The sequence below is a fragment of the Geopsychrobacter electrodiphilus DSM 16401 genome (assembly GCF_000384395.1).
Lineage (GTDB): Bacteria > Desulfobacterota > Desulfuromonadia > Desulfuromonadales > Geopsychrobacteraceae > Geopsychrobacter > Geopsychrobacter electrodiphilus.
In genome coordinates, this window is sequence record NZ_ARWE01000001.1 from 933,507 (window position 1) to 948,090 (window position 14,584).

Sequence of the window (14,584 nt, forward strand, 5' to 3'; positions counted from 1 at the left end):
CGCCGGGGCTTTTTATCAGGTTGCCAGGTGTTTCTCGCGCAGCAGGCGCTTGTTGATTTTGCCGACGCTGGTCTTGTCAATCGCCTCGACGAACTGCACCTTCAAGAGCAGCGCCTGCTTGGAAACAATCCCCTTGTCGATGAAGCTGCGCAGGTTTTGCAACAGCTCCTTTTCGTTCAGCCCCGACTCGGCCTTTTTGACCACCAGGGCCAGGGGACGTTCCCCCCATTTCTCGTCAGGCAGCCCGATCACCGCGACCTCCGTAACCTGGGGATGGGTGCAGATCAGATCTTCGAGTTCGAGGGATGAAAGCCACTCGCCGCCGATCTTGATGACATCCTTAATCCGGTCGGTAATCTTCAGGTAATTCTGCTGATTGCGCTGGGCGACGTCACCGGTGTGCAGATATCCGCCCCGCCACAGGGTTTCAGAGTTCCGTTGATCCTTGAGATATCCCTGGGTCAGCCAGGGGGCGCGCACGACAATTTCGCCGACACTTTCGCCATCGCGCGGGATTTCGGCAAGGCTCTCATCGGCAATCCGCAGTTCGACCAGCGGCATCGGGCGGCCGGTTTTACAGCGCACCTCAACTTCTTCCTCTTCGCTCAGATCCTCTTCACCGATATGGGCGATAGTCAGCACCGGGCAGGTTTCGGACATACCGTAGCCGCTGAAGATATCGATCCCTTTTTTAAGCGCCGTCAGGCACATCGCCTTCGGCAGGGCCGCGCCACCGATCAGGACTTTCCAGTGGGAGAGGTCAATCTCGGCCCAGCGAGGATGGGTTATCAGCAGGTGCAGGATCGTCGGTACGCAATGGGAGAGGGTGACCCCCTCCTTTTCGAGGAGATTCAACAGCATCTCCGGCGCATACTTGCCGGGGTAGACCTGCTTAATGCCGAGCGCGGTCGCCACATAGGGGAAGCCCCAGGCGTGGACATGGAACATCGGCGTGATCGGCATATAGACATCTTTTTGATGAAAACGCCCCTGTCCGGCAGGCGTGCCCATTGCCGCTAAAACGCCAAGGGTGTGGAGGACCAGCTGACGGTGACTGAAGTAGACCCCCTTCGGCAGGCCGGTGGTGCCGGTGGTATAGAAGGTTGTGGCGCGGGTGTTTTCATCGAAATCGACAAAGGCGAAATGATCGTCGGCGCCATCGAGCAGTGCCTCGTACTCCCCCTCGAAACTGAGTGAGGTTTGGGGCTGCTGCTGCCCGTCCTGTAGCAGAATGTAGCTCTTGACCGTGTCGATCCGGCCCTTGATCTGTTCCAGGATCGGCAGGAACTCTTCGTTGACCAGGATGTAATCATCTTCGGCGTGGTCGATGGTATAGAGGATCTGTTCAGGCGACAGGCGGATATTGACCGTGTGCAGCACCGCCCCCAACATCGGCACCGCGTAGAAACACTCAAGATAACGGTGGCTGTCCCAGTCCATGACCGCGACCGTGTCTCCGGGTTTGACACCGATTTCGCTCAGGACATTGGCCAGTCGACAGACGCGCTGGCGAAACTCAGCGTAGGAAAAGCGCATCTGGTCGCGATAGACGATCTGCTGCTGCGGGTCGTCAACCACCGGCGCGTTCAGCAGATTTTTGATCAGCAGGGGATAGGAGTAGGCGCTCAGTGTGCGCTGGATCAGATTTGCGGACATCTTAAATGCTCCTGGCTCATCGCCGTTAGAGGATTCTGTGGGGAATATTCTTATACAATCTCACGCGGGGTCTGGTATGATCAAACTAAATTTATCCTTGTAATTAGCTCGGAAATGGAGGCTTGTCGATGTCAAAACCTTATCCATCGTTTACCCCACCTGATTTTTCTACCCCGGCATTGAGTGCTGCGCCAGCAGTTAAAGTTCAGGCGGCCAGTGCTGATGGTGTTGTGCCGGATAATTTTCATGGCACCTCCAATCATCCCGAATATATTCATTTAGGTGCAGGCCGCTGGGTGCTGGCTCCCGAAAGTCGGATGGATTCGGTGCTGGTCCTTAAGGGGGATGAACTCGATGTTATTGAGGCCCGTCGGGTTAAAAAGGGCGATCAGGTCGTGGTCGGCCGCACCGAAAACGGTGAAGAGGGGATTTTTGTCCACATTGATGGCTTTATTCCCCTCAGCGATGTTGCCGCGGACAAGTTCAGTTTTCGTACCCGAGGCACCCGGGAAACCCCTTTTTCACGCAGCTATGATGATCTCTATAAGGTGCTGCGCCATGATCGAGAGCATGGTCATATCGTCTGGGTGCTCGGTCCGGCGGTGGCTTTTGACAAGGATAGCCGTGATGCCATGCAGGGGTTGATCGAAAATGGCTACTGTCATGGCCTCCTGGCTGGCAACGCCCTGGCGACCCACGATCTCGAAGCAGCCCTTTTTCGCACCGGGCTCGGGCAGGATATTTATTCTCAACAGCTGCAGCCGCTGGGGCATTATAATCATCTCGATCTGATAAACAAGGTGAGGCGGGCGGGCTCGATCCGTCAGGCGATTGAGGATCTGGACCTGAAGGACGGCATCATTTACGCCTGTGAAAAGAAGAAGATCCCTTATGTCCTGGCGGGTTCGATCCGTGATGACGGCCCGCTGCCGGAAGTCATTCACAACGTCTATGATTCGCAGGATGCGATGCGCGTGCATGCGCGCAAGGCGACGACCGTGATCGCGTTGGCCACCCAGTTACATTCGATTGCTTTCGGTAATATGGTGCCCAGTTATCAGAGGATGGCTGACGGTGAGGTGCGGCCGGTCTATTTTTACATTGTTGACATGTCGGAATTTTCGGCCGATAAGCTTGCCAACCGTGGTTCAGCGCAAGCGGTCGCGATCCTCACCAACGCCCAGGATTTTATGATGAACCTGTGGAATAATCTCAAGGAGTGAAACCGATTTTGTCTAAACCAGATGACAAAGCCATGAAACAAAAAATTGTACGCATTATCGGGATCCCCATGGATCTGGGACAAAACAAGCGCGGCGTTGATATGGGTCCTGCGGCGCTGCGTTATGCGGGGTTGGCGGAGCGTTTGAAGCGGATCGGGCTGGTGGTGCAGGATGCCGGCAATATTATGGTGCCGGTGCGCGATGCGATCGATTCGCGCCAAAAGGGTTTTGTGCCGGCGATCGCTCAGGTGTGCAATGCGGCTTACCTTGCCGGAAGCCAGGCGGTCAGCGAGGGGATCATTCCCATCTTCATGGGGGGAGATCATTCCATTGCCATCGGCACCATCGGCGGTGTGACTGCCGATGGTGCCGAGACCGGAGTCATCTGGGTCGATGCTCATGCAGACTACAATACTCCTGAAAGTTCCCCTTCGGGCAATGTCCATGGCATGCCGCTGGCGGCACTTTTGGGGGATGGCCCAGATGAGCTGATCAGCGTCGGGCGCAGCGGCTTGAAGCTCAAACCCGAAAATGTGGTTTTAATCGGACTGCGTGATCTGGATGCTTCCGAAAAGGAACGCTTGAAAAAGAGCGGGATGCTGCTCTTCAGCATGCGCGAAATCGACGAGCAGGGGATGGGGAAGGTCGCCGCGGAAGCCATTCAGAAATTGGCCAACTGTACGCGAATTCACGTCAGCCTGGATGTCGACGCTCTTGATCCCAATGAGGCCCCCGGCGTCGGAACTCCGGTGCCCGGTGGTTTGAGTTATCGCGAAGCCCAGCTGCTGATGGAAATCATCGCAGACAGCCGTAAACTCACTTCTCTCGATATCGTCGAGATCAACCCGATCCTTGATCAACGCAACCGCACTGCTGAGGTTGCGGTTGAGCTGGTGGCTTCTCTGCTGGGCAAGAGCATTCTTTAGTTTCAACTCCTTAAAAGGTCACTCCGCAATTACGGTGAATATGCCGCAACTTGTGTTGCCCTCTCCGGCGGGCTGGGATGGAATCCTTGTCTGCCACCTGTTCATGGAATCCATTGTCATGCAGCTTCCCACCCCTCTTTTTGCCGGTCGTTTGCTCAGGCGCTATAAGCGTTTTTTGGCCGATGTTGAATTGGCAGACGGTACAATTGTGACCGCGCATACCCCCAACACCGGAAGTATGATGCAATGCGCCGTACCCGGCTTTGAGGTGCTGCTCTCGGCCAAAGATGATCCCAAACGTAAGCTGAAATTCACCCTTGAACTGATCCGAGTTAATGGCTACTGGGTCGATACCCACACTCAGCGCAGCAACCGGATCGTCGAGGAAGCTCTGCGCCAAGGCGCGATTTCTGAATTTCGCGACTACCATGTCAGCCGCGAATATTGCTTCGGTGCCAGTCGCATCGATTTTTATCTCGAGAAGGGCGAAGAGCGGGTGTTGCTCGAAGTCAAGAATGTCACCCTCTGTGATGACGCCGTCGCGCGTTTTCCGGATGCCGTGACGAAGCGCGGGCAGAAACATCTGCAGGAACTGAAAATGGCGGTTCAACAAGGCTGGCGCGGGGTCATTTTTTATCTGGTCCAACGTGGCGAGGCCACAAGTTTCAGCCCCGCCGACGAGATTGATGGCGAATATGGTCGCCTGTTACGTGAAGTGGTGAGCGCCGGGGTCGAAGCGGTCGCTTATAGAACCCTGACCAGTGACACGGAGAATCGCGTGGCGATGCGAATTCCGGTGATCCTGGATTAAAGGTCAAAAATGCGCGCAGTCGGTCTGATCACTGAATATAACCCTTTTCACAATGGGCATCTGCATCATCTGGAGCAGAGCAAAGTGCTGGCCGATGCCGAGGTTGCGGTGGCTGTCATGAGCGGGAATTTTTTACAGCGCGGTGAAGCGGCGCTGTGTGACAAGTGGCGGCGCACCGAGATGGCGTTGGCGGCCGGGGTTGATCTGGTGGTCGAAATTCCCTACCTCTTCGCCTGCAACAGTGCGCCATATTTTGCGCGCGGGGCGGTTCTGGCGCTGGAGGGGATCGGTGGGATCAATGCACTCTGTTTTGGCAGCGAAGCCGGAACTCTGGCGCCCTTGCAGCGTTGTGCCAGTCTGCTGATTGAAATGTGGACCAAGGTAGAGCGGGGGACGCAGCGCCTGCTCCGGCAGGGAATGAATTATCCGGCCGCGCGTGCGGAGATTATGCGCGCACTGCTCGACCCGGAAGACGGAGAGATCCTCAATTCGCCCAACAACATCCTGGGGATTGAATATCTTAAGGCGTTGACCGAGGTCGGCTCTGCGCTGACACCCTTGACTATTGAACGGCGTGGCGTCGGGTATCATGATCAGCAGGGAGTTGGATCGATCGCCAGCGCGACCGGCATCCGTCGCATGTTGCTTGAGGGGGAGGATGTGAGTCATTTTCTGCCAGTGCAGACGACGACTGCGCTACTGAACGCGGCTAATTCGGGGGAAACCCCTGATCCTGAGCTGTTCTTACGTCTGCTGCTCGCGCGGATTCTGCGCGGGGCCGAGAGTCTGTCGGGCCTATATCAGCTTGAAAACGGTTTGGAAAATCGTCTGTTTGAGGCGGCCCTTGCGGCCAGGACGCTCGATGAATTGATTGACGGTGTCAAGGCGCGTCAGCTGACGCGCACCCGGGTGCAGCGGCTCCTCTGTCATCTCTTGAATGAGGTGGAAGCGCGGCCAACTCAGGCGTTGCTGAGACAGGGACCTCTCTATCTGCATCTGCTCGGATGTTCGCCGACAGGTGAGCGATTTTTGGCGGCCAGTCGCAAGGCGCGAAAATTGCCGTTGATCAGTAATTATTCACGGATCCATAATCAGTTGCAGCGATTTTACGGAAACAAGACGAAGTCCTATCAATTGGCGCTTGAACAGTTACGGCTCGAACTGCTGGCCAGTGATAATTATGCACTGCTTCAGCCAGGATTTTCAGCCCGCCGTCAGCGTGATTACTATGAGCCGGTGAGACGGGTAGAAGGCCTTGAGCGTGAGGTGTGAGGTGTGAAGGGTGAGGTGTACGTCTGGTTCCGAGCTTAAGGTCTTCCTCACTCCTCACGGCCTTTCAGTTCTTCATTCATCAGAGTCCATCTGCGGTGGTTGTTGCGGGCTGATTTCGATCAGTTCCGGGTTGTCAATTTCGCGCTCGCCAGCAACTCCCATCTCCTTGAAGCGCCGTGCGCTTACCAAAACCCGATGATCGAGCGAGGTCATGGCCCGGTTATAGCTGCCGACCGCTTTCTCCAGCCCTTTCCCCATGGCGTGAAAATGCTCCTCCAGGATCGCAATCCGGCCGTAGAGTTCTTTGCCCAGCAAACTGATCGCCTGCGCATTTTCGGTCAGCTGCTCCTGTCGCCAACCGTAGGCGACTGAGCGCAAGAGGGCGATCAGGGTGGTGGGGGTGGCGAGCAGCACCTTCTGGTCGACGCCGGTCTCAATCAGTGAGGGATCCTGTTCAAGCGCCGCTGAGAAGAAGGTTTCTCCAGGCAGGAAGAGCACGACAAATTCAGGGGTCGGCTGAAATTGCTCCCAGTAGTTTTTGGCCGACAATTTACCCAGATGGTCACGCACCTGACGCGCATGATCCACCAGGTAGCGCCGGCGTGTCTCTTCGTCACTCGCCTCCAGCGACTCAAGGTACGCGGCTAGGGGGGCCTTGGCGTCAACCACAATGTTGCGTCCGTTCGGCAGGCGAATAATCATGTCGGGGCGCAGGCGCCCCCCTTCGCTATTGGCCGACTGCTGTTCTTCGAAATCGCAGTGTTTGAGCATGCCGGCCATTTCGACCACGCGGCGCAGCTGTATTTCGCCCCAGCGTCCGCGTACCGTTGGTGCGCGTAACGCCTTGACCAGGTTGCCGGTTTCACGGTCGAGGTTGCGTTGGCTTTCCATCAGGGTTTTCAACTGCTCATCGAGCCGCGCGTAAGCACCGGTGCGAACCTGTTCGAGCTGGCCGATCCTTTGATCGACCTTGGTCAACGCCTCGTGCAGTGGCTTGACCAATTGATCGATCGCTTGCTGGCGGGTGGCCAGATCGCCCTTCGCTTCACTCTGAAATTTTTCCAGCCGGGTCTGGGCCAGATCCAGAAAACTGCGATTATTGGCACTGAGAGCTTCGGCCGAAAGGGCGCTGAAGGCCTGTTGCAGCTGTTGCTGGTTCTGTTTAAGCAGGGTCATTTTTTCTATCGAGGACTGTCGTTCCGCATCGAGACGTGCGCGATATTCAATGGCCAGTCTTTCGTGCCGGCTGGCGCGCTTGCGACCGAGGAGCAGTCCAAGGCCCAGTCCCAGCAGGCCACAGAGTAATGACGCGCCAATCACGAGGAGTAATGGGGAGATTTCATTCACGGGGATGTCCTGTCCTGGCTCGGGGTTCAGAAGGCATTGCGACAAGGTAGCAGAGACCCTCGCGCATCAGCAAGTCGGGGTTTGCGAGTCGAGAATTGCGCGATAAAATGGAAAGGACCGGACGAATCCAGGAGTTTTGCATGAGTCATACTTTCAGTTTCTCAGACGTCACCCGGTATTGCCGCAGCAGTTTTCTGGCAGATAGTGCTCCGCAGCAGCAGCGTCTCGACTCTCTGCGTTGCTATTGTCTGGCGCAGCTGGATCAGTATCACCCGGCGCGTGCCAGCATGCTCGACTGCAGGGCCGGGTGCGGCACCTGCTGTAGTGTGAATGTTTCAGTTCTGCTCCCGGAAGCTTTGGCGATCGTCGATTACCTTGAAAGTCAGCCTGGAACAATCCAGGGAATCAAGGTTAAGCTTGATTCTCTATGGATCCGTATTCGCGGTATCGATGACGAGGATCGGGTCTGCATGCGACAGCCCTGCGCTTTTCTTGATGATGTCGGGGCTTGTTCCATTTATCCGGTGCGGCCGTTGTTGTGCCGCGGGGTGACGTCAACGGATGTGGAAAGCTGCCGCCAATCTTTCAACGCATTTCTTTTCAATCAAACCCTTGGGGTGCAGATGAATCTGTTTCAACGGGATCTATATGCCGCAGCTTATTTGGGCCTGAGTGAAGCTCTGGTCACACTGAAGTGTGATGCTCGGGGGTTTGAACTGACCGGGATCGTCCGTTATCTGCTGCATAATCCCCAGCAGCGTAGTGCATTGCACTCCGGGCTATGTCTTACCTGGAATGATCTGGCGTGATGACGGAGGCTCTTTAACCCTGGTGACTGATTAAGATAGAATACGCGAGCAGGCCGAAGACTGAGACACACGACATGAAAATCAGTGATGACCAGATGTGATCGGCCTTGCGTCGCTTGCGGCGACTGTTGATGAGCAAACCGCCGAGGCTGCTGAAGAGACAGATCAACAACAGGTAGCAAATGTACTCCATCAGTTCCAGATCCCAGGATTTTTGCAGCCTGAGATCGTAGAAGCGATCGAAGAAGGTTTCGACTTCAGGTTTTGCACGTGCCGTTACAAAGAGAGCGGCTACCAGGCTGACACCACTGAGGAGTCCTGATCCGGTCAGGAGTTTTATCCAGAGATCAGGGCCTTCTCGACGATCGGTGTTCCGGTGGGTCATCGGTCTCTCCTTGGTCCCTGTTCGGTCGATTACGGTTGTGCTAGGATAATGTTTCTAACAGATACGGGAGCATGCTACGAAAATGGGTCAGGGACAGCAACTGCCATCAGCCTCAAGCAAAGAGCGGGAGAAGACCAGCACTCCGCCGCTGTTTAAGGTTTTGATGCACAACGACGACTATACCACGATGGAGTTTGTCGTCGAGGTTCTCCAGGCGGTTTTTCATCTGAGTGACTCCGCGGCGGAACGGATCATGCTGGCAATTCACTTTCAGGGGCTGGGCCACTGTGGCACCTATCCCTATGCGATTGCAGAAACCAAGGTGCAAGAGGTTTGTACGCGGGCGCGCAAGGCGGGTTTTCCGCTGCGCTGTAGTATCGAAAAGGAATAAAACGAGGCTCTATGTTTAATCATGATGTTCAAATTGCATTTACTCTGGCGGTTCGTGAGGCGCAACGCCGGCGTCACGAATATCTGACCACCGAACACATCCTCTACGCCCTGCTCTTTGAGGGGAGCGGCCAGCAGATTATCAGTGTCTGCGGCGGGGATGTTGAAGATCTGAAGCGCCAGTTGGAAGAATTTTTTGACCAGCATCTTGTTTCATTGCCGGTCGAAGTTGAGGATGACGAAATCCCGCGTCAGACCCTGGCGCTGCAGAGGATGCTGCAACGCACGGTGCTGCATATGCAGTCGTCGAATCAGGCAGAGGTCGGAGTCGGTGACCTGCTGGCGGCGATCCTTGAAGAGGAGAACAGTCACGCCTGTTTCTTTCTGGTCGAACAGGGAATTGAGCGGGTCGATCTGCTTGATTATATCTCGCACGGCGGCGGAGATAACCTGACGGCGGAGCCCACTCCGGAACAACCGGGGGAACCTCAGCCGGATGAACGGAACAAGCCCAAACGGACGGCCACCGACCCCTTAAAGGCGTTTACTCATGATCTGGTGGCCAGGGCCAAGGCGGGGAAGATCGACCCCCTTATCGGTCGGGTGCCAGAGCTCGAACGTACCCTCCTGGTCCTCTGCCGGAGACGCAAGAATAACCCGATTTTTGTCGGTGAACCGGGAGTGGGGAAAACCGCGATGGCCGAAGGGCTGGCCTTGCGCGTGGCGAGCGGGGACGTGCCTGATCTGTTGCAGAACAGTGAGATCTTCGCGTTGGATATGGGGGCGTTGCTCGCGGGGACCAAGTTTCGCGGTGACTTCGAAGAACGACTGAAGGCTGTAATCAAGGCTTTGCAGAAGCGCGAAAAGGCGATCCTGTTTATCGATGAAATCCATACTATTGTCGGCGCCGGAGCGACCAGTGGCGGTAGCCTGGATGCGTCCAATATCCTCAAACCGGTTCTTGGCTCAGGCGAATTGCGCTGCATCGGCTCGACCACTTACGAAGAGTATCGCAACCTGTTCGATAAGGACCGTGCGCTCTCCCGGCGGTTTCAAAAAATCGATCTGGCCGAACCTTCGAGCGAAGAGAGCCGGGATATCCTTGAAGGTCTCAAAGATAAGTACGAAGAGCATCATCAGGTTCGGTACACTCCTGGAGCCCTTGATGCAGCGGTGCAGCTGGCGGTCAAGCATCTGCCGCAGCGACATCTGCCCGACAAGGCGATTGATGTCATCGACGAGGCTGGTGCCCAGCAGCGGTTGGCCCAGAAAAATAAATATCCGATCAGGGTCGATGATATTGAAAAGGTGGTGGCGCTGATGGCGCGTGTGCCGGTGCGGGCGGTCAGCGGTTCCGATCGTCTGCAGCTGCGTCATCTTGAACGTGATCTGAAGCGTGTGGTCTTCGGCCAGGATGGCGCGATTGAAAATCTGGTGCGCAGTATTCACCGCTCACGTGCCGGCCTGGGGCATCCCGATAAACCCGTTGGTTCCTTGCTCTTTACCGGTCCGACCGGAGTCGGCAAGACCGAAGTCGCCAAACAGTTGGCGCTGACCCTGGGGGTCAAGTTTCTGCGCTTTGACATGAGCGAATATATGGAGAAGCACTCGGTGTCGCGTCTGATCGGAGCCCCGCCCGGCTATGTCGGTTTTGATCAGGGTGGTCTCTTGACCGAGTCGGTACGCAAACACCCCTGGTCGGTCCTGCTGCTTGATGAAATTGAAAAGGCGCACCCCGATCTGTTTAATATCCTGCTGCAGGTCATGGACCACGGTACCCTGACAGATAACAACGGCGCCGAAACCGATTTTCGCAACGTCATCCTGATTATGACCAGCAATGTCGGTGGGCGTGAAATGAATATCACGCCGATCGGGTTTGGCGAGCGGAATGCACCAGCGTCCAAACTGGCGGTCGAGAAGACCTTTTCGCCTGAATTCCGCAACCGCCTGGACGCGACCCTGACCTTTTCCGCGCTCGGGCCGAAAGTGATGCTGCAGGTGGTGGATAAATTTGTCGCTGAACTCTCGGCGCAACTCGCCGAGCGTAAGGTGCTGATCAAATTGAGTGCGGCGGCACGGCGCCAGTTGGCCGAGCGGGGCTATGATCCGCTGTTCGGCGCGCGTCCGCTGGGACGTCTGTTGCAGCAGGAGATCAGTGATCCCCTGGCGAGCGAAATTCTCTTTGGCCAGCTTAAACATGGGGGCGAAGTGAAGGTTGGGTATCGGAACGACAGGTTCAGCTTCAGCTATTCCTGAGCTGCCTGTGTCCTGCCTCTACCTCTCGGATAAACTCTGGTTTCCGCCGGTCGAAGAAGCCGATGAAATTGGTCTGCTCGCGATCGGCGGTGATCTTTCCCCCGAGCGGCTGCTTCTTGCTTATAGCCTCGGGATCTTCCCCTGGTACAATCCGGGAGAGCCGATTCTCTGGTGGTCACCCGATCCGCGTTGTGTCCTCTTTCCCGAGCAGGTCCATATTTCAAAATCGTTACGGAAGGTGCTGCGTCGCGCCGAATTTCTGGTGACCTTCGACCGTGATTTTAGCGGTGTCATTGACGCCTGCCGTGCAATGCGCCGCGAGACGGGGACCTGGATTACTCCCGAGATGCAGCGCGCTTATATCCTTCTTCATCGACTCGGGTTTGCCCATTCAGTTGAGTGTTGGCAGGGCGAAGAGTTGGTTGGAGGACTATATGGGCTCGGTCTCGGCGGGTGTTTTTTTGGCGAGTCAATGTTCAGCCGAGTGGCCAATGGGTCAAAGGTTGCGATGGTTACCCTTTGTCGTCATCTCAGCCAGCTTGGAGTGCGGCTCATCGATTGTCAGCAGACGAGCCATCATCTGTTGAGCCTGGGGGCGTGTGAAATCTCACGCGCAGAGTTCTGTCAGGTGGTGAACGAAGAGCTGCTGGATGAGCGTCAGCATTTACGCTCCATCTTTCCAAAGGCGGTTTGAAGCGACACAGGCTCCGCCCCTTCAGAGGGGGCGGAGCCTGTGTCGTTATTAAGTCATCCGTTCACTTTAAGCCTGTTCCTTAAACCAGGCGATTATCTTCGCCGCTTCGGTGTCCCAGCCGGAATTCAGACGGCGCTCAAAAAATGTCTTAATCAGGCTGGCGAAGAGCTGCTCCCCCTCTTCGATACTGACCATTTTTGAGTAGAAGGCGGCTTCGACTTCAAGTTTTGGGTCATCAACCGGATCCTTATCCGGTTTGATCATCGGAGTGCGAAATCCTCCGAAGCTGAAACGCTCCCCTTTGAGGGTCAACTTCCAGCTCTGCTCTTCGCCGAGGCTCAGGTGCAGGGTCGCCTCGGCGATCCTTTTGCCACTGCGCAGGGCGGCACAAACTTCGGAAAAACGGTCCTGCGGCCCGGCGACCGAGATTTTTTGCTCTCCTTCAGTGCCGCTGCCGACCAGCAGCAGGCGGTTGTCAAGCCAGGCGTTGAACGGCTGGTTCATCAGTAATGGCCCTGGGGTGCAGACCGCATAGCCCGAATCCGAATTGAGGCTGCGGTAGAGCAGCCACTGCAGCAACTCTTCCCCCATCCAGCTGTTGGCCTCGATCTCCTCGAGGGCGGTATCGCTGTTGGCCTGATTCAACTCAGCCAGCTGTTCTTTCTGCTCAGCATTGGCGACGGCATTTGCGCGTGCCAGTGGCGTCAGCAGGCGCAGACGCAGTTCGGGGAAACTCTGGTGAAAGAGCCCCTGGAAACTATCGATCCGATTCTGGCTGAGGGAGGTAAAACGCAGGAGTCCGGAGTCAATCTTCCAGACGATGTCCGAAACCGCCGGCACCGGCAGGGTGCGACTGAAGAGCTGGCTGCTGGCGAGATCACGGATCGCCTCCCGTTCACTTTTTGGCACCCGATTAAATGTGGGGTGAGCTTCGAGGTACTCGGCGCTGATTCGCGTTATCTCACGTTTGAGCAGCGCCGCCGGGATTTTGCGGCGATCTTCGCGCAGGGCAAAACAGAGGGTACGTTCGCGCAGCAGCTGACGTTCTTCAGCGAACTCCGCTGCGTCATGGTCATCCATTTCAACCCAGCCGCAGCTGTATTCATCTATCGATTTTTCGATCGAGCGGAAGCGCTCGTTGTGCAGACGTTCAGAGACGAATTGGAATATTTGATCGGAGGGCAGGTCGCCGATAACTTCAAAATGACAAAGACTCGCAGCAGGCGCAAGAAGTCCCATGGTGTTTAATCCTCTCAGTTGGATGAGTGTGGCTGGGGGTTAACTATGGTCGTAAAAACGGCGGAGGTTCCAATATTGCAGATTGCGGTCCGCTACGCTGTTCAGCAGGGCGCTGAATGCCCCGCCTTATACCCCGAATTGATCCTGGGTGACAAGCAGATTAGGCGCCGCCTTTTTGCGAGCGGCTGCGGTTGGCTGTGGGCGGCGGGTTGCGTGATATTCAGGAATGATCCTTTATGAAACGCTCAATCCGTTTCTGATCCTGGTCCATAATGTTGATGAACTGCATGCCGGCGGTGAGGGTGCCATCGGCTTGTGGTTCTGTGACCCAGACGATTTCAGCGAGGGCACAGATCGGGGGGTTGCCGTCGTTGAGGTTGATCAGCATCAGGCAGATATCGGTTGGGTCGGCCGGCGGGTGGAGTGAAAAGCGGATGCCGGAAGAACTGATATTGAGTTGGCAGGCGGTGAACCCGTGCAGGGTCGGGAGGGTTTTGGCATTGACCAGAATTGAGGCGTTTTTTTCCCAGGTTGTACGCAGCTTTTGAAATGAGTTTTTCCCGAGGGTGAAGCGGGTGTCAAGAGTACAGTCGATCCGGGGTTGAGCCCGGCGTTGGAACATCTGCAGGTCTGGCAACACCAGGACTCTGATTAGGTTTCCCTCGAGTTTGGTGAGAAAATTCACCGAAACCCTGACCCCCAGTCCCATCGCATCGGCACTCAATTCAAACTGCATGTCTTCATGAAAGGCATATTGTTTGACGGCGTTGGGACCGTAAGGGAGACTTAAATCAAAGTAGTTTGTATCGCCACTTTCGATTTTGGCGCTCAGGAGTTCATTCCGTCCTTCAGTGGGGAGTGGTTGTTTGGCGCGGAGCTGCACCCTTTGCCCGGTTTTAAAGTAGCGTTGATAGATCATTTTTGGCCCGTTACAAAAAAAAGGGCACTATATTAGTGCCCCCCAGCAGAAAAACGCCTGATAGTCACAAAAATCAGAGGCTTACATGTCGTGGCATTTACTGCAATTATCCTCAACGGTAAACGCGGTTTCGCCGTCGTGGCAGGCGCCACAAGCCTCCCCCTTGCCCATCTGCTCCATGGTATAGTGCTTGTTCTTTTTTTGGTCGGGGATAAAAATACCGGGGTGACAATCGCTGCAGCCATACATGGCGGTATGGGTAGCGTGGGGGAATTTCGCGTCGCCGTCATCTACTTTAAAAGTAATGTCATGGGTCGGATGGCAGGAGTTACAGTCATCATCCACCGCAAACGCCCGTGTGCCGTTATGGCAGGCGCCGCATGCCTTCCCTTTACGCATATCATCCATGGTGAAAACCGGGTTTTTGCTCCGCACAACATTAAAGATCTTGTTGTGGCAGAGGGTGCATTTTTTCCCCAGAGCTTCGAGATGATTGGAATGGCTGAAGGTGACCGGACCAGTCGCTTCGACGTCAATTTTGACCGTATCTTTGATCCAGCGGGCCGAAGCCAGCCCAGGGAGAATGAGAACCAGGGTCAGAGCTAAAAGCAGTAGTGTACGCGACATGTATGTTGTCTCCTGTCAGGGGGATGA

At 55.7% G+C, this 14,584-nt stretch carries 14 protein-coding genes; 8 read left to right on the top strand and 6 right to left on the bottom strand.

From position 1 onward, the window contains the following. Nucleotides 1-15: 15 nt before the first annotated feature. Nucleotides 16-1,656: a fatty acid--CoA ligase gene (locus D888_RS0104385; RefSeq protein ID WP_020675321.1), complete on the bottom strand. Its 1,641-nt coding sequence runs from the start codon at nucleotides 1,654-1,656 to the stop codon at nucleotides 16-18. A gap of 128 nt (nucleotides 1,657-1,784) precedes the next feature. On the opposite strand from D888_RS0104385, the gene D888_RS0104390 reads away from it, so the two are divergent. From D888_RS0104390 to D888_RS0104405, 4 genes are all read left to right on the top strand, one after another. Next, nucleotides 1,785-2,879, top strand: a complete 1,095-nt coding sequence (locus D888_RS0104390; RefSeq protein WP_020675322.1) for a putative NPN-dependent ornithine cyclodeaminase — start codon at nucleotides 1,785-1,787, stop codon at nucleotides 2,877-2,879. Nucleotides 2,880-2,887: 8 nt separating this feature from the next. Continuing rightward, nucleotides 2,888-3,805 (top strand): arginase, encoded by a 918-nt coding sequence (gene rocF / locus D888_RS0104395; protein WP_020675323.1) that lies wholly within the window; start codon nucleotides 2,888-2,890, stop codon nucleotides 3,803-3,805. A 118-nt stretch (nucleotides 3,806-3,923) separates the two neighbouring features. Further along, the gene (gene sfsA / locus D888_RS0104400; protein WP_020675324.1) at nucleotides 3,924-4,616 is read left to right on the top strand and encodes a DNA/RNA nuclease SfsA; all 693 of its coding nucleotides are present in this window, start codon (nucleotides 3,924-3,926) and stop codon (nucleotides 4,614-4,616) included. A gap of 9 nt (nucleotides 4,617-4,625) precedes the next feature. Further along, complete coding sequence (locus D888_RS0104405; protein WP_020675325.1) at nucleotides 4,626-5,888, top strand: nucleotidyltransferase; 1,263 nt, start codon at nucleotides 4,626-4,628, stop codon at nucleotides 5,886-5,888. A 72-nt stretch (nucleotides 5,889-5,960) separates the two neighbouring features. Here the strand turns inward: D888_RS0104405 and D888_RS0104410 are convergent, their stop codons facing one another. Continuing rightward, complete coding sequence (locus D888_RS0104410) at nucleotides 5,961-7,235, bottom strand: DNA recombination protein RmuC (protein ID WP_020675326.1); 1,275 nt, start codon at nucleotides 7,233-7,235, stop codon at nucleotides 5,961-5,963. A 140-nt stretch (nucleotides 7,236-7,375) separates the two neighbouring features. Here D888_RS0104410 and D888_RS0104415 point away from each other — a divergent pair, with 140 nt between their 5' ends. Beyond that, on the top strand, nucleotides 7,376-8,044 hold the full coding sequence (locus D888_RS0104415; RefSeq protein WP_020675327.1) for a YkgJ family cysteine cluster protein: 669 nt from the start codon (nucleotides 7,376-7,378) through the stop codon (nucleotides 8,042-8,044). 13 nt (nucleotides 8,045-8,057) lie between these two features. Here the strand turns inward: D888_RS0104415 and D888_RS0104420 are convergent, their stop codons facing one another. Further along, entirely contained in the window at nucleotides 8,058-8,429 is a 372-nt protein-coding gene (locus D888_RS0104420; protein ID WP_020675328.1) for a hypothetical protein, read from the bottom strand. 82 nt (nucleotides 8,430-8,511) lie between these two features. Between D888_RS0104420 and D888_RS0104425 the strand changes: the two genes are divergently transcribed. From D888_RS0104425 to aat, 3 genes are read left to right on the top strand one after another with little or no spacing between them, the layout of a single operon-like run. Beyond that, the gene (locus tag D888_RS0104425; protein ID WP_020675329.1) at nucleotides 8,512-8,820 is read left to right on the top strand and encodes an ATP-dependent Clp protease adaptor ClpS; all 309 of its coding nucleotides are present in this window, start codon (nucleotides 8,512-8,514) and stop codon (nucleotides 8,818-8,820) included. An 11-nt stretch (nucleotides 8,821-8,831) separates the two neighbouring features. Next, nucleotides 8,832-11,078, top strand: a complete 2,247-nt coding sequence (gene clpA / locus D888_RS0104430; protein WP_020675330.1) for an ATP-dependent Clp protease ATP-binding subunit ClpA — start codon at nucleotides 8,832-8,834, stop codon at nucleotides 11,076-11,078. Nucleotides 11,079-11,085: 7 nt separating this feature from the next. Beyond that, nucleotides 11,086-11,772, top strand: a complete 687-nt coding sequence (gene aat / locus D888_RS0104435; RefSeq protein WP_020675331.1) for a leucyl/phenylalanyl-tRNA--protein transferase — start codon at nucleotides 11,086-11,088, stop codon at nucleotides 11,770-11,772. 66 nt (nucleotides 11,773-11,838) lie between these two features. Here the strand turns inward: aat and rdgC are convergent, their stop codons facing one another. The 3 genes from rdgC to D888_RS20665 form a co-directional block, all read right to left on the bottom strand. Then, a complete protein-coding gene (rdgC, locus tag D888_RS0104440; RefSeq protein WP_020675332.1) occupies nucleotides 11,839-13,011 on the bottom strand; it encodes a recombination-associated protein RdgC in 1,173 nt (390 codons plus the stop codon). 220 nt (nucleotides 13,012-13,231) lie between these two features. Next, on the bottom strand, nucleotides 13,232-13,930 hold the full coding sequence (locus tag D888_RS0104450; RefSeq protein WP_020675334.1) for a PilZ domain-containing protein: 699 nt from the start codon (nucleotides 13,928-13,930) through the stop codon (nucleotides 13,232-13,234). 81 nt (nucleotides 13,931-14,011) lie between these two features. Further along, complete coding sequence (locus tag D888_RS20665; protein ID WP_020675335.1) at nucleotides 14,012-14,557, bottom strand: cytochrome c3 family protein; 546 nt, start codon at nucleotides 14,555-14,557, stop codon at nucleotides 14,012-14,014. Nucleotides 14,558-14,584: the final 27 nt, after the last annotated feature.

Excerpts from the sequence above, each read along its gene's own strand:
- D888_RS0104385 (WP_020675321.1), bottom strand. The coding sequence starts at position 1,656 with ATGTCCGCAAATCTGATCCAGCGCACACTGAGCGCCTACTCCTATCCC.
- D888_RS0104390 (WP_020675322.1), top strand. The coding sequence starts at position 1,785 with ATGTCAAAACCTTATCCATCGTTTACCCCACCTGATTTTTCTACCCCG.
- sfsA (WP_020675324.1), top strand. The coding sequence starts at position 3,924 with ATGCAGCTTCCCACCCCTCTTTTTGCCGGTCGTTTGCTCAGGCGCTAT.
- D888_RS0104405 (WP_020675325.1), top strand. The coding sequence starts at position 4,626 with ATGCGCGCAGTCGGTCTGATCACTGAATATAACCCTTTTCACAATGGG.
- D888_RS0104415 (WP_020675327.1), top strand. The coding sequence starts at position 7,376 with ATGAGTCATACTTTCAGTTTCTCAGACGTCACCCGGTATTGCCGCAGC.
- D888_RS0104420 (WP_020675328.1), bottom strand. The coding sequence starts at position 8,429 with ATGACCCACCGGAACACCGATCGTCGAGAAGGCCCTGATCTCTGGATA.
- D888_RS0104425 (WP_020675329.1), top strand. The coding sequence starts at position 8,512 with ATGGGTCAGGGACAGCAACTGCCATCAGCCTCAAGCAAAGAGCGGGAG.
- clpA (WP_020675330.1), top strand. The coding sequence starts at position 8,832 with ATGTTTAATCATGATGTTCAAATTGCATTTACTCTGGCGGTTCGTGAG.
- rdgC (WP_020675332.1), bottom strand. The coding sequence starts at position 13,011 with ATGGGACTTCTTGCGCCTGCTGCGAGTCTTTGTCATTTTGAAGTTATC.
- D888_RS0104450 (WP_020675334.1), bottom strand. The coding sequence starts at position 13,930 with ATGATCTATCAACGCTACTTTAAAACCGGGCAAAGGGTGCAGCTCCGC.
- D888_RS20665 (WP_020675335.1), bottom strand. The coding sequence starts at position 14,557 with ATGTCGCGTACACTACTGCTTTTAGCTCTGACCCTGGTTCTCATTCTC.